An 18,263-nucleotide genomic window follows, 5' to 3' on the forward strand; every position below is an offset into this window, starting at 1 on the left:
CTCGTCCCATCATCCACCTCTTTCGCAGTGGATGTTGAATCAGCTTCCGCTCGCCCCGTCACTTCACAATCGATTCATCGATCACAGGATCTGCTCTAGTTGTCCATTTCGTTTCTACTGGACTGACGTTTCTTCTATACCGTGCAAATAAAAAACCCGGCGCTGAGGCCGGGTTTTGAAGTCTCGGGGAAAGCAGGCTTAAGCCGCCATCGCCTTCTTGAGGTTTTCGTCGATCTTGTCGAGGAAAGCGGTGGTGGAAAGCCAAGGCTGGTCCGGTCCGATGAGCAGCGCCAGGTCCTTGGTCATGAAGCCGCTTTCGACGGTATCGACGCAGACGGTTTCGAGCGTTGCCGCGAACTTTGCCAGTTCCGCATTGTCGTCCAGCTTGGCGCGGTGGGCGAGGCCACGGGTCCAGGCGAAGATCGAAGCGATCGAGTTGGTGGAGGTTTCCTGACCCTTCTGGTGCTGGCGGTAGTGGCGCGTGACCGTGCCGTGCGCAGCTTCGGCTTCGACCGTGCGGCCATCGGGCGACAGCAGAACCGAGGTCATCAGGCCGAGCGAGCCGAAGCCCTGCGCGACCGTGTCGGACTGAACGTCGCCGTCATAGTTCTTGCAGGCCCAGATGTAGCCGCCGGACCACTTCAGCGCGGAAGCGACCATGTCGTCGATGAGGCGGTGCTCATAGGTGATGCCGGCTTCGTCGAACTGCGCCTTGAACTCGGTCTGGTACACTTCCTCGAAGATATCCTTGAAGCGGCCGTCATAGGCCTTGAGGATGGTGTTCTTCGTGGAGAGGTAAACCGGCCACTTGCGCATCAGGCCATAGTTCATGGAGGCGCGGGCGAATTCGCGGATGGATTCGTCGAGGTTGTACATGGCAAGCGCCACGCCGGCGCTCGGGGCGTCGAAGACGTCCTTTTCGATGACCTGGCCGTCTTCACCGACGAACTTGATGGTCAGCTTGCCCTTGCCGGGGAACTTGAAATCGGTTGCCTTGTACTGGTCGCCGAAAGCGTGACGGCCGACGACGATCGGCTTCGTCCAACCGGGAACGAGGCGCGGAACGTTCTTGCAGATGATCGGCTCGCGGAAGATGACGCCGCCCAGAATGTTGCGGATGGTGCCGTTCGGGCTCTTCCACATCTGCTTCAGGCCGAATTCCTCGACGCGCTGCTCATCGGGGGTGATGGTGGCGCATTTGATGCCGACGCCATGCTTCTTGATGGCGTGTGCCGCATCGACCGTGACCTGGTCGTTGGTGGCGTCGCGGTTTTCAACCGAGAGATCGTAATATTCGATGTCGAGATCGAGGTAAGGCAGGATCAGCTTGTCCTTGATCAGCTGCCAGATGATACGGGTCATTTCGTCGCCGTCGAGATCGACGACCGGATTGGCTACCTTGATCTTTGCCATGAATTCCTCACCTTCGAAGCTGTGGCGCCGGATGGCGCCGGTATCCGGAAAAATATCCGGTGCGGCTATAGCATCGCGCGCGCCTGAGGCAAAGCCATGGGGGGCGCTTTTTTGGCGCAGCGCAATAACGCTTTACGCATTGCCAAACCATAACGCCGGAATACAGTCAGGCGAATCGCTTCGCCCGTCTCTGGGCCTCTACCGGGATAACACCATGCGGAAAATTCTGCTTCTGACTGCCGCCGTCCTCTTTTCGCACAGCGCGCTCGCCGCCGGGCCGGCCGATCCCGTTCAGAAGGTGATGGATATCACCGTGAAGAACTGGTCCGGCGATGCGGAAAACTGGAAATACATTTTCGACGAGGACATGCTGACCAGCCTGTTCAGCAAGGATTTCGTCGCGCAATATCGCGAAGCGTCCAAAAAGCCGGCTTACGAGGCCGAAAGCGGTGAGACCGGCGATCCCTTCGGTTACGATGTCGTGACGAACTCGCAGGATGGCTGCCCGCTGGCCGATGTTTCCGTGACGCCGGGCGCGGTCAAGGACGGCGTGACGGACGTGACGGCGAAATTCAAGCTCTGGGCCTGCATGGATGAGGCGGAGATGAAGGCGACGGTTGACGAAGTTCATTTCGATGTCGTCGAGGAAGACGGCCGCCCTGTCATCAGCGATATTCACCGGGTTGGCGATGAGGGCAGGGATTCGCTGCGCGAAGAGATGGCAACGATCATCAAGGGAGAGCAATAAGGGGCGTCTTTGCCAGCGGGGCGGGTCCGGGCTTTCTCCGCGCCGGCTTTGATTTTGGCGTCGATCTGTGCCAGTGAAGCGCGCTTTAGCGCGTCGGGCTGAAAATCGATGCGACGCTTCAACAAACGGACAAAGGACGATGGCAGGCACAAACAGCGATCTCGAACTTGTGGCGGAAGGCCCGGCGATCATTCTCGTCGAACCGCAGCTTGGCGAAAATATCGGCATGGTGGCGCGGGCTATGGCCAATTTCGGCCTGGCCGAATTGCGGCTGGTCAATCCGCGTGACGGCTGGCCGAGCGAGAAGGCACGCGCCGCGGCCTCCAAGGCCGACCACGTCATTGACGGAACAAAGGTGTTCGAGACGCTGGAAGAGGCGATCAAGGATCTCAATTTCGTCTATGCCACAACCGCGCGCGAGCGGTACGGTTTCAAGCCGGTGCGTGCGCCCGTTACTGCCGCCGATACGCTCAGGGCAAAATTCAAGGCTGGCGAAAAGACCGGCATCCTGTTTGGGCGCGAGCGCTGGGGGCTGACGAACGAGGAAGTGGCGCTGGCCGACGAGATCGTGACCTTCCCGGTCAATCCCGCCTTCGCCTCGCTGAACATCGCGCAGGCCGTGCTTTTGATGTCCTATGAATGGATGAAGTCAGGCATGGACGATCTGGGTGAGACACTGTTCCAGTCCGTCGAGCAGCGGCCTTCGACCAAGGAACAGGTCTTTGGCCTGTTCGAACATATCGAGGAAGCGCTGGATGCGCGGGGTTATTTCCATCCGGCTGAAAAAAAGCCGAAAATGGTCGACAATCTGCGCGCCGTGCTGTCGCGACGCGGTTTTTCCGAGCAGGAGATCAGCGTTTTCCGCGGCGTGATCAATTCGCTCGACCGTTTCCCGCGGCAATGGCCGAAGAAGACGGGCCGGGCTGCAGGGCCGTCGGCTGAGGGAGCAGGGGAGAATGCTGAAGACGAGTGAGGCGGCGGCCGATGTGATGAAACCGGTGCTGGTGTTCGATTCCGGCATTGGCGGGCTTACCGTGCTGCGCGAGGCGCGCGTGCTGATGCCCGAGCGCGGTTTCATCTACGTGGCCGACGATGCGGGTTTTCCCTATGGCGGCTGGGAAGAGGAGGCGCTGAAAGCCCGCATTCTCTCGCTCTTCGAGACGCTGCTGCAGGATTACAGCCCGGAAGTCTGCATCATCGCCTGCAACACGGCCTTCACGCTTGCGGGCGCCGATCTTCGCGCCCGGTTTCCGGACATGACCTTCGTCGGCACCGTTCCCGCCATCAAGCCGGCGGCCGAGCGGACCCGCTCCGGCCTCGTCTCCGTGCTGGCGACGCCCGGCACCGTCAAGCGCGCCTATACGCGCGATCTCATCCAGTCCTTTGCCACCCAATGCCATGTGCGTCTGGTCGGCTCGGAAAATCTGGCGCGCATGGCGGAAAGCTGGATCAGGGGTGAACCCGTGTCCGACGAGGCGGTGCTGGCCGAAATCGAACCCTGCTTCATTGCCAGCGATGGCAAGCGCACCGATATCGTCGTTCTTGCCTGCACGCATTACCCCTTCATGGCCAATGTGTTCCGCCGGCTGGCGCCATGGCCGGTGGACTGGCTCGATCCCGCCGAGGCGATTGCGAGGCGGGCCCGCCATCTGGTGCCGCTGCCACAGGATGCGGAGCATCCCGACGGTTTCGACTTTGCCGTCTTCACTTCTGGCAAGCCGGATTTCGCCACGCGGCGGCTAATGCAGGGTTTCGGTCTCAGCGTTTCCGCTACCTGATCGCCTGTTGCATTTTTGCATCGCCACTATTCGTCTTTTGCAATTCGAGATTGCGACCTCTTGTCGCGTCTGTTTTCCTGTGTAAGATGCATCTCGTCTGTAACCGCAAGAACTGGAGGCGTGGAATGAGCAATGACATGAATATGCGCCTTAATGGCATGTCGGGCCCCTTTGGCGTGATTGTCGGCGGTTATGTGATGCGAGGCATCTCCCTCCGATAAGGCTTATGGCCTGATTCCCCAGCCGTTTGGCATTTTCACTTCGTCTGACATGTGACTTGCGCGTCCGCGTGGCATGCGTGCTGCGCGCGTCGTTTCGTCCTGTCGTTTTCCATCGATAAAGGACCTGGCCGCTTTGCCGCGCCGGGATGGATTTCCCATGCAAAATGATCAACCATTGGTAGCATATGCGCTGCCGGATGCGGTGGACCGTCTGTTCGTCACATTCGGCGTCTGGAAGACCCTGAAGACGGTCGTCTTCGCGGCTGTCGTGCCACGCGCGCCGCCGACCGATCCTGCCGATCTGCCAGAGCGCCTTCTGGTCGATATCGGCCTTGACCCGTCGCGGGTGAAGCGGCGGCGGGATTGGGAGGTTCCTTACTGGGCGCCCCGGTTTTGATTGGCAAAGGCCTCTCCGGCAAAGAAAAGTCGGGGAGGCTTCGTCGTCGAATTACGCCCGCTGGCAAACCACGAAATGCAGGCGGTCGCGGCGCGATCTGCGAAAAATCCTGCTTGATGCGGAGTTTTTTCCGTGGCTTGCTCCCCCAATATGAGACAGGAGACTCATCATGCCGATAGAAAACTGGCTGGCCTTCGTGGCCGCATCTGCCATCATGCTCGCCATTCCGGGACCGACGATCCTTTTGGTGATTTCTTATGCGCTGGGCCACGGCCGCAAGGCCAGCACGGCGACGGTGACGGGTGTGGCGCTCGGCGATTTCACCGCCATGACGGCCTCGATGCTGGGACTTGGCGCGCTGCTTGCCACGTCGGCTGCACTTTTCACCGGTCTGAAATGGATCGGTGCGGCTTACCTCATCTATCTCGGCATCAAGCTGTGGCGTTCGCCGGTTGGTGACGCGGCGGAAAACACGGGCGTGACGGGACGCGAAAGGCCGCTCAAAATCTTCCTGCACGCCTATATCGTCACGGCGCTGAACCCCAAGAGCATCGTATTCTTCGTGGCCTTCCTGCCGCAGTTTCTGGTGCCGACATTACCCTTCTGGCCGCAGGTGCTGATTTTTGAAGTCACATTCCTGGTGCTTGCTACTGTCAATGCAGCGCTTTATGGACTTCTGGCAAGCGCCGCTCGTAATACGATCCGCAAGCCGAAGGTTCAGCGTATCGTCAACCGTACGGGCGGCGGGCTCCTGATCGGCGCCGGCCTTATTACCTTCGGCTGGAAGAGGGCGGTTTCGGCCTGACGCCTGCTGATCGCCTGACATTCGGACATAACAAAATGGCATTGCCGCATATATTCCTCGCCCTGATCACCGTGTTTTTGTGGGGCTTCAACTTCGTTGCCATCAAGATCGGGGTTACGGACATGCCGCCCCTGTTTCTGACGGGGGTGCGTTATCTTGTTGCGGCGGTGCCCCTGGTGTTCTTCCTGCCGAAACCCAATGTGCCGTGGCGACATATGGTCGTTTACGGCATGGCGATGGGTTTCGTGCAGTTCGGCTTGCTTTATCCCGCCATCAAGCTCGGCCTGCCGGCCGGTCTTGCGTCGCTCGTCATGCAGTCGCAGGCTTTCTTCACGCTGGCGCTTGCCGTGGTGTTTCTGGGCGAACGGCCGTTGCCGTCGCAGATTCTTGGCGCACTCATCGCTTTTGGCGGGCTGGCGGTCATCGGTGTGGAGCGCATGACGGCGGCAGGGTTGGTGCCGCTTCTGATGGGCGTCGGTTCCGCGATTGCGTGGGCCTGCGGTAACATCGTCAATCGCCGCATCGGGCAGGTCAATGCGGTGTCCTTCATTGCCTGGACCAGCCTTGTGCCCGTTCTGCCGCTGATCCTGCTTTCACTGGTCGTGGAAGGGCCGGAAGCGATTGCCGAAGGAGTGATCAATGCGACGCCGACCATGGCTCTCGTGGTGATCTATATGGCCTATGGTGCAACCATCGTCGGCGCGGGCATCTGGAGTTATCTGCTTCTGCGGTATCCCGCCGGAACGGTGGCGCCGTTTTCGCTGCTGGTGCCTGTTGTCGGGTTCATCAGCGCCTATCTGGCTTTTGCAGAACACATCACCGTTTTCGAAATCATCGGTGCGGCGCTGGTCATTCTCGGGCTGGCACTTAACGTCTTCGGTCGGCGCATCGGCATTGCACGCTTCTGGGTCAGGTCTCCGCAGGGCTGAGCGTGAATTGCCTGTGCATTATCGGCACGGATGAGACGCAAGAGCCGATTTTTTGGTAAAGAGCATGTTCGGCCGTCCTTCAGGGAATCGGTCGGGTGAGATGCAGCACGAGGAATGGAACATTGCAGGTCGGTATCGACATGGGGACCCTATCGGGCGGGCAGCAGGCCAAGCTCGATATCGAGGAATTGCTTGCGACGCGTTTGCTGGTGCAGGGCAATTCCGGTTCCGGCAAGTCGCATCTGCTGCGGCGGCTGCTGGAGCAATCGGCGCCATGGGTGCAGCAGGTCATCATCGATCCCGAGGGCGATTTCGTCACGCTTTCCGACAGGTTCGGCCATGTAGTGGTCGATGGCGAGCGCACGGAAGCCGAGCTGGCCGGTATTGCCAACCGCATCCGCCAGCACCGTGTCTCCTGCGTGCTGACGCTGGAAGGGTTGGATATCGAGCAACAGATGCGGGCCGCCGCCGCCTTCCTCAACGGCCTGTTCGATGCGGACCGTGAATTCTGGTATCCCGTACTTGTCGTGGTAGACGAGGCGCAGATGTTTGCGCCCTCCGTCGCCGGCGAAGTGACTGAGGATGCGCGCAAGGCGTCGCTGGGCGCCATGACCAATCTGATGTGCCGCGGCCGTAAACGCGGTCTTGCCGGCGTCATCGCCACGCAGCGTCTGGCCAAGCTTGCCAAGAACGTCGCGGCGGAAGCCTCGAACTTCCTGATGGGCCGAACCTTCCTCGATATCGACATGGCGCGTGCCGCCGATCTGCTCGGCATGGACCGGCGGCAGGCGGAAATGTTCCGTGATCTCCAGCGTGGCAATTTCGTGGCGCTCGGGCCGGCGCTGTCGCGCCGTCCGCTGCCAATCGTCATCGGGGCTGTGGAAACCTCGGCGCGGTCATCTTCACCGAAGCTGATGCCGCTACCGGATGCCCCGCAGGATGTCGAAGACCTTATCTTCACGCCTGATCCGGAAGAGTTCACGCGCGCAGCCGTGCGCCGTACGCCCCCCGCACCGCGCCCGACAACCGATATTCTGGCAGAGCTTTCCCGCTCCATGCCCGCTGCCGTTGGCCCTTCACCGGAGCAGTCGCCGCGTGCAGGCCAGCCGGAGATGACACCGGAGGAGCGTGAGGAAAAGATCGGAGCGGTTCTCGTCGAAATTCTCGATGATCCGCAATCGGCCTATCGCACGGATGCCGTGCTTTATCAGGATTTTCTGGTTCGCGCCCGCATGCGCCGCATTCCCGGCACGCCGATGACGCTTCCCGAATTCCGCCGACAGGTGGCGATTGCCCGCTCCGGCGTGGATGCGGCGATGGCGGCAAGCGAAGGCTGGGAGAAAGCGCTGGAATTGTCGATGTCGGTCTCCGACGATCTGCAGGGGGTCTTCCTGCTGCTGGTCAAGGCGGCACTGGGTGAAGAGCCTTGCCCATCGGACGCCCGCATCGCTCGCGCCTACGGCACCCATTCCGCCCGCCGCGCAAGGCGGCTCCTCGGTTATTTCGAGGAGAAGGAGCTTGTGGTGGTGCATGCCGATTTCTCGGGCAAGCGCATCGTGGCGTTTCCCGATCTCGACGCGAAGACCGCACCCGGCGATGCGGATGCGGCTGAGGATGATACGAGGCTTGCGGCTGAGTAATCGCTACTGCGCCAAAAGCCGCACCGCAAAGCGGATCGTCGTGTAGAGACCGACGAGGCTGAGGGCAAGGATGCAAACGAGAACGACGATCACCAGTGCCGAGGCCAATCGATGCGACCGTTGACGCGGGCCGGCGCCGACATCCGTTTGCACGGGAGTAATCCTGGAGAGTTGCGCTGATGTCCACCCGCCGCTTTCGAATTCTGCCGAAGCGATAAATTCAGCCAAATGCCGTTGCCGCCTTATAGAGGACGGCAATTGCGCCAGAAAGCGTTGCGGTTCACGCCTATTGCTTCTGGACAGAAATATGTCAATCGCCCCCCTAAAGCGTTCATCGCGCGCGCCTGAGCAGAACAACATACGCCCTGCTTCAATGAGATCGTTCATCTCGAGCAGCACTTCGCCGTATTTCTGAAGCAGCGCCAAATCGACTTCGGGATGGCTGATCCTGCCTTGAAGGATTTCCTTCGCTCGCCAAAGTTTCCGTTCGGAGATTGCTTGGTCAACGTTTTCAAAATTCATTTTAAATCAATAAGAGGGAGCATAGTCTGGTCTGTTGATAATAATAACAGTTTATATATTTACGTCTTCAAAAAAGAAAGAGGAGGCGTTGCCACCTCCTCTTTGTTCAATGTTACTCGATGGCCTTTTCTTCCTTCCGCGTCGCGATCAGCGAACCGATAATGCCGGTTGCGAGGATGGCGACGGTGACGCCGAGAGAGACGGCGGGCGGGATCTTGGCGATGCCGAGCATGTCCGCCACGAAAATCTTCGAACCGACAAAGACCAGAACCGCAGCCAGCGCGTATTTCAGATAAGCGAAGCGGTGGATCAGGGCGGCGAGTGCGAAATAGAGCGCGCGCAGGCCGAGGATCGCGAAGATGTTCGAGGTATAGACGATAAACGGATCGGTGGTGATCGCGAAGATTGCCGGGATCGAATCGACCGCGAAGATGAGGTCGGCGATTTCGACCATGATGAGCGCCAGGAAGAGCGGCGTTACGAAGGTCTTGAGCTTGCCGGTGGCCTCATCGATTTCCTTGACGAAGAATTTCTCGCCATGCAGCCTGCTTGTCACCGGAAGGTGACCGCGCAGGAATTTCAGGATGCGGTTATTGCCGATATCCGATTCATCATGGTCGGACGAAAACAGCATCTTGAGGCCGGTGAAGACGAGGAAGGCCGCGAAGAGATAAAGCACCCAGTGGAAGTTTTCGACGATGGCAGCACCGCCGGCAATCATGATGCCGCGCAGAACGATCACGCCGAGGATGCCCCAGAGCAGCACGCGGTGCTGATATTGGCGGGGAATGGCGAAATAGGAGAAGATCATGGCGATGATGAAGATATTGTCCATCGCCAGACTTTTTTCGACAACGAAGCCAGTGACATATTCCATCGCCGACTGTTCGCCGGATTGATACCAGATCCAGCCGCCAAAGGCCAAGCCGATGACGATATAAAAGCCCGACATCAGCAGGCTTTCACGAACGCCGATTTCCTTGGAGTTTTTGTGCAGCACGCCGAGATCGAGCGCGAGCAGGCCAAGGACGAGGGAAATAAAGACAGCCCACATCCATGTGGGGGTGCCGAGAAAATCCGATAGAAGAAAGTCCATCAGTCAACCTTTAGCCGGACGAGGTTGGCTTTACGGATGGGGAACGTGCGTCAAAAATATACGTGGCCCCAACCTTAACAAACTCGACATCACGTGTTGTCCGGTAACACGCCAGAGGGGCCCGAGTTCTGATCACGACGAAGAGATGGGTGGGCACTGTCGCTTTTCAAGAGGAGACTTCATAAAAAAGCGAAAGGGCTTGTTTGACAAAACCGTGAAAGCTCTGTAGAAGCCGCCCCAACGCCGGGCAGTGATGTCCGGTGTGTTTTGTTGACTGCCCTGCAGTTTAAGAACTGACGTTCGGCGGTCAATATCACCGACATGTCCCGTGGTTTCTCCATTTGCATGTGAGAAGCCTGTCAGAGGCCCTGAAACGGGCCTCAGAGGAGGGCGTGTTTCCTTAAACCGGTCTGGCAACAGATCGGTATAACCTTTTGAGAAGGAAATACGATGAGCAAGCGCGAATCGGCTAAGTATAAAATTGACCGCCGCATGGGCGAAAACATCTGGGGCCGTCCGAAGTCCCCGGTTAACCGCCGCGAATACGGCCCGGGCCAGCACGGCCAGCGCCGCAAGGGCAAGATGAGCGACTTCGGCACGCAGCTGCGCGCCAAGCAGAAGCTCAAGGGCTACTACGGCGAACTGCGCGAAAAGCAGTTCCGCGCCACTTTCGACGAAGCAAACCGTCGCAAGGGTGACACTTCCGAAAACCTGATCGGCCTGCTCGAGTCGCGTCTGGACGCCATCGTCTACCGCGCCAAGTTCGTTCCGACCGTTTTCGCATCGCGCCAGTTCATCAACCATGGCCACGTCACGGTTAACGGCGTTCGCGTCAACATCGGTTCCTACCGCTGCAAGCCGGGCGACGTCATCGAAGTTCGCCAGAAGTCCAAGCAGCTGGTTACGGTTCTCGAAGCCGTTCAGCTCGCAGAGCGCGACGTTCCGGACTACATCGAAGTTGATCACAACAAGATGGTTGCGACCTATGCTCGCGTTCCTTCGCTCTCCGACGTTCCGTACCCGGTCGTCATGGAACCGCATCTGGTCGTCGAATTCTACTCGCGTTAATCGACGCGTTTCAGTATTCAGAAAGCCGCCCTTCGAGGCGGCTTTTTTTGTTGGCTGGGGAAGGCTTTGCATGCAGGACATTCAGGGTATCGTCGATTCCATCTATGACAATATGCTGCCGAGACTGGGCGAGGGGAAGGTTGCGGATTACATTCCCGAGCTCGCCAAGGTCGATCCCAACCAGTTCGGCATTGCCATCACCACTGTCGATGGAACCACCTATACGGCCGGCAATGCGCTAACGCCGTTTTCGATCCAGAGTATCTCCAAGGTCTTCATGCTGACGCTGGCGCTCGGCAAGGCCGGTGAGACGGTGTGGAACCGGGTAGGGCGCGAGCCTTCAGGCTCTTCCTTCAACTCCATCGTCCAGCTGGAGCACGAGCACGGAATCCCACGCAATCCCTTCGTCAATGCCGGCGCCATCGTGGTGACCGATATCGTGCTTGCCGGCCACCAGCCGCGCGAGGCTATCGGCGAGCTTCTGCGTTTCGTGCGTTATCTCGCGGATGACGATACGATCAGCATTGACGACACGGTGGCGAAATCCGAGCAGGCGACGGGGTTCCGCAATTTTGCGCTCGCCAATTTCATGCGCTCTTTCGGCAATCTGCACCATCCCGTGGAATATACGCTCGGCGTTTATTTCCACCAGTGCGCGCTTTCCATGACCTGCGCTCAGCTGTCCCGCGCCGGGCTGTTTCTTGCCAATCGTGGCCGCAACCCGCTGACGGGGCATACAGTTGTGTCGGACCGGCGGGCGCGGCGTATCAATGCGCTGATGCTGACCTGCGGCCATTATGACGGATCGGGCGATTTCGCCTATCATGTCGGCCTGCCGGGCAAGAGCGGTGTCGGCGGCGGCATCATGGCGGTGGCGCCGGGCAAGGCTTCGATCGCCGTCTGGTCGCCGGGTCTCAACAAGGTCGGAAACTCGGCGCTCGGGTCACAGGCGCTGGAATTGCTGGCAACGAAAACCGGCTGGTCGGTATTCGGGGCTTGATCTTGCCGGCGGATGGGGGCATTGCCTGCATGAAGAACGGCAGTCGTGCCGGAGCGAGCGGATGATGAACATTCTCACTAGGATCGATGACATCGCGGAGAAGGTCGGGGCAGATCAGGAACCGCCGGAAGAGAGCGGTAACTCGCACCCGCTGTTCGACAACGCGCCGCGCTCGGTCTCGTTCAACAAGCTGCGCAAACGGCTGCTGCGTAATGTGCGCCAGGCCTTTGAAGATTTTGACATGCTGAAGGGCCAGACGCGCTGGCTGGTCGGCCTTTCCGGCGGCAAGGACAGTTACGGTCTTCTGGCGCTGCTGCTCGATCTCAAATGGCGCGGCCTTTTGCCGGTGGAACTGGTCGCCTGCAATCTCGATCAGGGCCAGCCGAATTTTCCAAAGCATGTCCTGCCGGAATATCTGGCGAAGATCGGTGTGCCCCATCGCATCGAATATCGTGACACCTATTCCGTGGTGAAGGAAAAGGTGCCGTCCGGCGGCACCTACTGTTCGCTCTGTTCGCGGCTCAGGCGCGGCAATCTCTACCGCATTGCGCGGGAGGAGGGTTGCGACGCGCTGCTGCTCGGCCATCACCGCGAGGATATTCTCGAAACCTTCTTCATGAACTTCTTCCATGGAGGCCGTCTGGCCGGCATGCCGGCGAAGCTTTTGAATGATGAGGGCGACCTGATGGTCATGCGCCCGCTCGCCTATTGCGCCGAGGAAGATATGGCGAAATTCGCGGCGGCGATGGAATTCCCGATCATTCCCTGCGACCTCTGCGGCTCGCAGGACGGGCTTCAGCGCAATGCCATGAAGCAGATGCTGGCCGACATCGAGCGGCGTATGCCGGGCCGCAAGGACGTGATGCTGAGGGCGCTTGCCCATGTCAATCCGTCGCATCTGCTCGATCCCAAGCTTTTTGATTTTTCGGCGCTTTCTGTCACCGGGGCGTCACCTGAAGAGCGTAGGGAGGCCAACTCCCCCTTATGAAGAAGTGCCCCGCCCGATGACCCTTTCCGACAAAGATATCGATTTTCTTATTTCCACCGTTGCCGCTGCCGGCGCAAATGAAATTCTTCCCCGCTTCCGAAACCTGAGCGCCGGTGCGATCTCCGAAAAGACCTCGGCCGTCGATCTGGTCACCGAGGCCGATGTTCTGGCGGAAAAGGCGATCACCGCTGCTCTCCTTCAGCGATTTCCGAAGGCCCATATCGTCGGCGAAGAGGCCTATGAGACGGACCAATCCGTCATTCCAGCCCTTGCCGATGCGCCGCTTGCCTTCGTGATCGATCCCATCGACGGCACTTTCAATTACGCTTCCGGTTTTCCCGCTTTCGGCACGCTGCTTGCGGTCACCGTCAAGGGCGAGACGGTGGCGGGCATCATCCACGATCCTGTCATGGGCGATACCATCGTTGCCCTGAAAGGCGAGGGCGCGTTTCTCAACCGCAGGAACGGTTCGCAGGCGAAGCTCAGTGTTGCCGATCCCGCGCCATTGTCCGATATGGTCGGCATCTTTTCCTGGGGCCACAGCCATCAGGATCGCCGGCCGGTGATTGCCGCCAATATGGCCAAGATCAAGATGGCACTGTCGCTCAACTGCTCGGCACATGAATATTGGCTCGCCTCGGCCGGCAAGCTGCATTTCATCGGCCATGAAAAGCTGATGCCGTGGGATCATCTCGCCGGCGTGCTCATTCATCAAGAGGCGGGTGGCTACACGGCCCGTTTCGACAATACGCCCTATCGGCCGGGACAAACGGAGGGCGGCATCCTATCCGCCCCCGACAAGGAAAGCTGGAAGATGCTGCGACGGGAAATCGTCGCCTTATAACATCACGCCCAAATAGAAGGATATCGCCCATGGCTCTCGAACTCGACATCGCCTCTCTTGCCAATGCGCTTCAGGAGGCGGCGGCAGTGGAAATCTTACCAAGGTTCCGCAATCTGGGCGAAGGCGATGTCCGAATGAAGACCGAGGCGATAGACCTCGTCACAGAGGGCGACGAGGCCGCCGAGCGGTTGATCCGCGCCCGCGTTCAGGAGATCATGCCTGACGCCCTGTTCATCGGTGAAGAGGCGGTGGCGGCGGATGCCTCGCTGCTCGGCAAGCTTGCCGATGCCGATCTGGCTGTGGTGGTCGATCCCATCGACGGCACCTATAATTTCGCTTCCGGCCTGCCGCTCTTCGGCGTGATGATGAGCGTCATTTCCAAGGGCGAGACCGTTGCGGGGCTGATCTTCGACCCCATGGGCAACGACTGGGCGATTGCCGAAAAGGGCTCCGGCGCATGGCTGTGCAGCGCCGATGGTTCGCAGACGCAGATGTCGGTCGTGCCGGCGCCGGAACTGTCGCAGATGGTCGGCATCGCCAATACCGGCTATTTCGAGGTGGAAACACGGCGCAAGATCCTGATGAATCTGGCGGATGTGCGGCTCTTCACCAGCTACCGTTGTGCTGCGCACGAATATCGCCTGTTCTGCGGCGGCCACATGCATTTCCTGATGTACAACAAGCTGATGCCCTGGGACCATCTGGCCGGCACGCTGCTGTCGCAGGAAGCGGGCGCCTATGCGGCGCGCCTCGACGGCTCGCCCTATCTGCCAAGCCATGTGGATGGCGGGCTGCTGCTTGCGCCTGACCAGCAGACATGGGAGCTGCTGCGGGAGAAGATTTTTACGGTTTGAGGTGGCGTGACAAGGTTGCGGCTTGATGGTGGACATCATCTACCTCACCTCTGTCATCCTCGCCCTTGAGGCGAGGATCCACAGGCGGTTGAAGCGATGGATCCTCGGGTCAGGCCCGAGGATGACGCCAAGAGTGGGGAATGGGTGCTGAAACTGGCCGACGCTGAGTGTTACGCCAGCCGTCAATCGAATAAAAAGGGCGCGGAACAGAATTCCGCGCCCTTTTCTTTTTCAACCGGTGTTACCGTGTCGGCTTGTTATGCGCCTGAAACAGCATGCCCTTTTCGCCGATCAGCACGAAGATCAGGCCGATGATGGAGACCACGAAAAAGCCTGCCACCATGGGCAGCGCAGTGCCGTTAAACGCCTGGCCGATGGCCGCACCGATCAGCGAGCCGCCCACGGTTCCCATGAAACCGATAACGGAAGAGGCGGTGCCGGCGACATGGCCGAGCGGCTCCATGGCGAGCGAGTTGAAGTTCGAGCCGATCCAGCCGAACTGGAACATGGCAAGCGCAAAGAACACGATGAAGATGGCGAAAGGCATCGGCTCCGGCCCCAGCACCTGCACCACCAGCCAGACGAAGGTGATGGCGATGAAGCCCAGCAGCGAGCCGTGCGACAGCTTGCGCATGCCGAACCGGCCGACCAGCCTGGCGTTGATGAAGGATGAGAAGGCCATGAACAGGGCAACGCCCGCAAAGGCCGCCGCAAACCATGCGCCAAGGCCGTATATGCCCTTGTAGACCTGCTCAGCCGAGTTGATGAAGCCGAACAGCGCGCCGAAGATGAAGGTGCTGGAAAGCGTATAACAGAGCGCGATACGGTTGGTGAGCACGATCTTGAAGCCGCCAAGGATCGAACGAGCCGTGAAAGGCCTGACGTCATCAGGATGCAGGGTTTCCGGCAGGCGGAAATACATCCAGGCCGTCACGATGGCAGCAATTCCGGCCATGAAGGCGAAGATCAGGTGCCAGTTGCCGAAAAAAAGCACGATCTGACCGGTGCCGGGCGCGATGACCGGAACAACCATGAAGACCATCATGATCAGCGACATGACTTCCGCCATCTGGCGGCCGCCATAGATATCGCGCACGATCGAGATGGTGATGACGCGCGTTGCTGCCGAACCGATGCCCTGAATGAAGCGCAGGAACAGCAGGCCCGCAAAGGACGGCACGAAGACGACGGCAACGGCTGAAACGATGTAGATCGCAAGACCGAAAAGCATTGGCTTGCGACGTCCGAAACGGTCCGAGATCGGTCCGTAGACGAGCTGGGCTATGCCCAAGCCGAGAAGATAGGTGGAGATGACGTACTGGCGATGGTTCTCATTTTCCACGCCCAGCGAGGCGCCGATTTCCTGAAGACCGGGTAGCATGATGTCGATGGCGAGCGCATTCATTGCCATCAGCATGGCTGCCAGCGCAATGAATTCCGTACGCCCCATCGAGCCTGCGCGCGAAGCGGTGGATTGTGAAAGTTCTGTCACAGGATTGCCCCAAAAAGAACGGCAAAGGCGTTGCATGAAGCAACGCCTGGCATAAATTTCTGACAATCAGGGTGGGCCGGATGAACCGGCCGAAATCAGGCCGCGCCGCGGACGCTGATACCCTGTTCTTGGAAGTGGCTCTGCAACTCGCCCGACTGGAACATCTCTCTTACGATGTCACAGCCGCCGACGAATTCGCCCTTGACGTAGAGCTGCGGGATGGTCGGCCAGTTGGAATAGTCCTTGATGCCCTGACGGATGTCCGCATCGGCAAGCACGTTGATGCCCTTGTAGTCGACGCCGAGATAATCGAGGATCTGTACCACCTGGCCGGAAAAACCGCATTGCGGAAATTGCGGGGTGCCCTTCATGAAAAGAACGATGTCGTTGCTCTTCACTTCGCTGTCGATCATGTCGTGAATGCCGCTCATAGGCCTATTCCTTTCACATGCGGTTCAAGGCCGCTGCTTTCTGTTAGCCTCTAAATAACATGTCGCGCCGTGATTTCCACCCGGGGGAGCGTAAAAAATGCGTCTCGATGGCATGGCGTGACGGGGGAAATCCGGCCTGCGGCTTTTTATTTATACCGCTGCCGGCTGCGGGCAGCCGCGGTGCGCTTTTTGCTGACCTGTTTCCGGGCGGGTTTCGGTTTGACGGCGGCCTTGATTGCGGCTTCCAGCACGGAACCGAGGATACCGCCGGCCGCAGAGCCGGTACTTTTCGTCCGGCGCGTGCGGCGTGTCTTGCGGATGCCGGATTTGGTCAGCACTTCGGCGAGGGCGCCTTTGACGACGCCGTTGAGCAATTGATCGACGATGCCAGACAAATTTCCCTCACCGATAAATAAATCATATTTCTGTCGCGATTTTTACTATACGTGCATCGCCCACTGTATCAAGCGATCCTTTCGGGTGTCTCCAGCCTGAAGGTCTATGCATGCCAGCCGTCAAGTCACGACTTGTTCTTTATTTTCCCGGTTTCGATCCGCTCGATGCGGCCGCCCATCATCTGCGTTACCAGCGGGCGGCGGCGCTCGCCGGCAAAACCTGGGATGTGGATTACACGGTGGGGCGGCTGGAAAATGCGCCCGGGGGCGAGACTTTCACGGTGGAGGCCGCGGCGGGCGACTGGCGGACGCGCTCCGACATTTTCGTTTACGACCATAATGCGGTGATATCGCAATTGCGCGATGCGCCGGTCTGGCGGCAGATCTGGCTGGGCTTCAAGGCCGGGGCGGGCATTGTCAGTGAGGGCGGTGCGGCGCGTTATTTCCGCCATGCCTGGCGTTTTGGCCTGTTCTTCATCTTCCCGTTCCTGCTGATGCTTGTCGGTGGCGCGCTTGCGGCGACTATCGCCCTTTCGCCCTGGCTTTTCGCTTTACCGCTCTGGCTCTTTGCGATCAGCCTTCCCGCCGCCGCCCTGTTTTTCGTGAAGGCTTTCCTGCCGTTTGCGGAGCGGTTTCACACGCTGCATCTTTATGCAGACTGGCGATTCGCGCTTGCGGTCGGCCGTGATGAGCCGATTGCCCGCGACTGGATCGAGGAGAGGGCAGCACTTGTTCTGACGGCGCTGGAGCAGCCTTCGGATGAGGTTCTGGTGGTTTCCCATAGCATGGGCGCCAGCCTTGCGCTTGCCACGATCGGCCGCGTGCTGGAGCAGAAACCGGATGCGCTGGATGGCCGGACACTGTCTTTCGCGACGTTGGGCGGCGCGGCTTTGCAATGCGCGTTCCTGGCGAGCGCTGAACGGCTTCGTCAAAGCGTAGGCACAATAGCGCGTCACGCCGAGGTGACATGGTTCGACATCCAGTGTCTCACCGATCCGATCCATCTTTATCGCTGCAATACGGTTACCCTGAGCGGTCATGGCGATGCGCCGCAGCCGAAGATCGTGCCGATCCGCTTCAAGCATTCGCTTTCGCCGGAGCGCTATAAGAAGAACAAGCGCAACTTCCTGCGCATGCACCGGCAATATGTTCTGGGGCCGGATCGCAGATCCGGTTACGATTTTACCCTGCTGACGGCAGGCCCTTTGCCGGCCGCCTCCTTCGCCGATCTGGATTCGCAGACGCCGCCTGTTCTGTAAGCGGCATCCGATCCTTATATCGGACATGAAAAAGGCCCGCGAGAGAGTCTCACGCGGGCCTTTGATTTATTCAGCAGATTTCACGCCCTGCCGCAGATGGGACAGAGACGGATTGTTACCGGAGCCGCTTTCACGGGAGCAATCATTCGGGAGCGGAGGTCTGCAGGGCAAGGGCATGCAGAACGCCGCCCATATTGCCCTTCAGTGCGTCATAGACCATCTGGTGCTGCTGCACGCGGGTCTTGCCCTTGAACGCATCCGCAACGACTTCTGCCGCGTAATGGTCGCCGTCACCGGCCAGATCGCGGATCGTGACCTTTGCCCCGGGAATTCCCGCCTTAATCATGTCTTCAATGTCGCCGGGTTTCATGGGCATGGTGTTT

At 59.3% G+C, this 18,263-nt stretch carries 20 protein-coding genes; 13 read left to right on the plus strand and 7 right to left on the minus strand.

What is annotated here, in order from left to right:
• Nucleotides 1–198: 198 nt before the first annotated feature.
• Complete coding sequence (locus tag ACQZ48_RS22050; RefSeq protein ID WP_077982015.1) at nucleotides 199–1,413, minus strand: NADP-dependent isocitrate dehydrogenase; 1,215 nt, start codon at nucleotides 1,411–1,413, stop codon at nucleotides 199–201.
• Between the two features lie 214 nt (nucleotides 1,414–1,627).
• Between ACQZ48_RS22050 and ACQZ48_RS22055 the strand changes: the two genes are divergently transcribed.
• From ACQZ48_RS22055 to ACQZ48_RS22085, 7 genes are all read left to right on the plus strand, one after another.
• Nucleotides 1,628–2,161 carry a hypothetical protein gene (locus tag ACQZ48_RS22055; RefSeq protein WP_162520292.1) on the plus strand — a complete coding sequence of 178 codons (534 nt, stop codon included), beginning with the start codon at nucleotides 1,628–1,630 and terminating at the stop codon, nucleotides 2,159–2,161.
• A gap of 139 nt (nucleotides 2,162–2,300) precedes the next feature.
• Complete coding sequence (locus tag ACQZ48_RS22060; RefSeq protein WP_137410613.1) at nucleotides 2,301–3,134, plus strand: RNA methyltransferase; 834 nt, start codon at nucleotides 2,301–2,303, stop codon at nucleotides 3,132–3,134.
• On the plus strand, nucleotides 3,118–3,939 hold the full coding sequence (gene murI, locus ACQZ48_RS22065; protein WP_137410612.1) for a glutamate racemase: 822 nt from the start codon (nucleotides 3,118–3,120) through the stop codon (nucleotides 3,937–3,939). Before ACQZ48_RS22060 ends, murI begins: the two co-directional genes overlap by 17 nt.
• A 378-nt stretch (nucleotides 3,940–4,317) precedes the next feature.
• A complete protein-coding gene (locus tag ACQZ48_RS22070) occupies nucleotides 4,318–4,557 on the plus strand; it encodes a hypothetical protein (RefSeq protein ID WP_080790437.1) in 240 nt (79 codons plus the stop codon).
• Nucleotides 4,558–4,726: 169 nt separating this feature from the next.
• The gene (locus ACQZ48_RS22075; RefSeq protein ID WP_142911466.1) at nucleotides 4,727–5,362 is read left to right on the plus strand and encodes a LysE family translocator; all 636 of its coding nucleotides are present in this window, start codon (nucleotides 4,727–4,729) and stop codon (nucleotides 5,360–5,362) included.
• A gap of 35 nt (nucleotides 5,363–5,397) precedes the next feature.
• Complete coding sequence (locus ACQZ48_RS22080; protein WP_077982020.1) at nucleotides 5,398–6,291, plus strand: EamA family transporter; 894 nt, start codon at nucleotides 5,398–5,400, stop codon at nucleotides 6,289–6,291.
• Nucleotides 6,292–6,413: 122 nt separating this feature from the next.
• Nucleotides 6,414–7,931: a helicase HerA domain-containing protein gene (locus ACQZ48_RS22085; protein WP_448729459.1), complete on the plus strand. Its 1,518-nt coding sequence runs from the start codon at nucleotides 6,414–6,416 to the stop codon at nucleotides 7,929–7,931.
• Between the two features lie 3 nt (nucleotides 7,932–7,934).
• Here the strand turns inward: ACQZ48_RS22085 and ACQZ48_RS22090 are convergent, their stop codons facing one another.
• Both ACQZ48_RS22090 and ACQZ48_RS22095 read right to left on the minus strand, forming a co-directional pair.
• A complete protein-coding gene (locus tag ACQZ48_RS22090) occupies nucleotides 7,935–8,453 on the minus strand; it encodes a DUF6584 family protein (protein ID WP_137410609.1) in 519 nt (172 codons plus the stop codon).
• 112 nt (nucleotides 8,454–8,565) lie between these two features.
• Complete coding sequence (locus ACQZ48_RS22095) at nucleotides 8,566–9,549, minus strand: TerC family protein (RefSeq protein WP_448729460.1); 984 nt, start codon at nucleotides 9,547–9,549, stop codon at nucleotides 8,566–8,568.
• A 450-nt stretch (nucleotides 9,550–9,999) separates the two neighbouring features.
• Between ACQZ48_RS22095 and rpsD the strand changes: the two genes are divergently transcribed.
• From rpsD to ACQZ48_RS22120, 5 genes are all read left to right on the plus strand, one after another.
• Nucleotides 10,000–10,617, plus strand: a complete 618-nt coding sequence (gene rpsD, locus ACQZ48_RS22100) for a 30S ribosomal protein S4 (protein ID WP_004442465.1) — start codon at nucleotides 10,000–10,002, stop codon at nucleotides 10,615–10,617.
• Nucleotides 10,618–10,687: 70 nt separating this feature from the next.
• On the plus strand, nucleotides 10,688–11,617 hold the full coding sequence (locus ACQZ48_RS22105) for a glutaminase (RefSeq protein WP_269835303.1): 930 nt from the start codon (nucleotides 10,688–10,690) through the stop codon (nucleotides 11,615–11,617).
• 61 nt (nucleotides 11,618–11,678) lie between these two features.
• Nucleotides 11,679–12,605 (plus strand): tRNA 2-thiocytidine(32) synthetase TtcA, encoded by a 927-nt coding sequence (gene ttcA, locus ACQZ48_RS22110; protein ID WP_448729461.1) that lies wholly within the window; start codon nucleotides 11,679–11,681, stop codon nucleotides 12,603–12,605.
• Nucleotides 12,606–12,621: 16 nt separating this feature from the next.
• On the plus strand, nucleotides 12,622–13,449 hold the full coding sequence (locus ACQZ48_RS22115) for an inositol monophosphatase family protein (RefSeq protein ID WP_269825066.1): 828 nt from the start codon (nucleotides 12,622–12,624) through the stop codon (nucleotides 13,447–13,449).
• A 29-nt stretch (nucleotides 13,450–13,478) separates the two neighbouring features.
• Nucleotides 13,479–14,303, plus strand: coding sequence for an inositol monophosphatase family protein (locus ACQZ48_RS22120; protein ID WP_077982025.1), 825 nt, complete (start codon nucleotides 13,479–13,481; stop codon nucleotides 14,301–14,303).
• A gap of 241 nt (nucleotides 14,304–14,544) precedes the next feature.
• Here ACQZ48_RS22120 and ACQZ48_RS22125 read toward each other — a convergent pair whose 3' ends face one another.
• The 3 genes from ACQZ48_RS22125 to ACQZ48_RS22135 form a co-directional block, all read right to left on the minus strand.
• Entirely contained in the window at nucleotides 14,545–15,753 is a 1,209-nt protein-coding gene (locus tag ACQZ48_RS22125; RefSeq protein WP_142911821.1) for a multidrug effflux MFS transporter, read from the minus strand.
• 137 nt (nucleotides 15,754–15,890) lie between these two features.
• Nucleotides 15,891–16,226 carry a Grx4 family monothiol glutaredoxin gene (gene grxD / locus ACQZ48_RS22130; protein WP_004442454.1) on the minus strand — a complete coding sequence of 112 codons (336 nt, stop codon included), beginning with the start codon at nucleotides 16,224–16,226 and terminating at the stop codon, nucleotides 15,891–15,893.
• Between the two features lie 146 nt (nucleotides 16,227–16,372).
• Nucleotides 16,373–16,621, minus strand: coding sequence for a hypothetical protein (locus tag ACQZ48_RS22135; protein ID WP_142911460.1), 249 nt, complete (start codon nucleotides 16,619–16,621; stop codon nucleotides 16,373–16,375).
• Between the two features lie 110 nt (nucleotides 16,622–16,731).
• On the opposite strand from ACQZ48_RS22135, the gene ACQZ48_RS22140 reads away from it, so the two are divergent.
• On the plus strand, nucleotides 16,732–17,880 hold the full coding sequence (locus ACQZ48_RS22140) for a hypothetical protein (protein ID WP_448729462.1): 1,149 nt from the start codon (nucleotides 16,732–16,734) through the stop codon (nucleotides 17,878–17,880).
• A 142-nt stretch (nucleotides 17,881–18,022) separates the two neighbouring features.
• On the opposite strand, the gene ACQZ48_RS22145 is transcribed toward ACQZ48_RS22140, so the two are convergent.
• The gene (locus ACQZ48_RS22145; RefSeq protein ID WP_003516012.1) at nucleotides 18,023–18,256 is read right to left on the minus strand and encodes a BolA family protein; all 234 of its coding nucleotides are present in this window, start codon (nucleotides 18,254–18,256) and stop codon (nucleotides 18,023–18,025) included.
• Between the last annotated feature and the right edge of the window lie 7 nt (nucleotides 18,257–18,263).

Source organism: Agrobacterium sp. 22-209-1 (assembly GCF_053522485.1).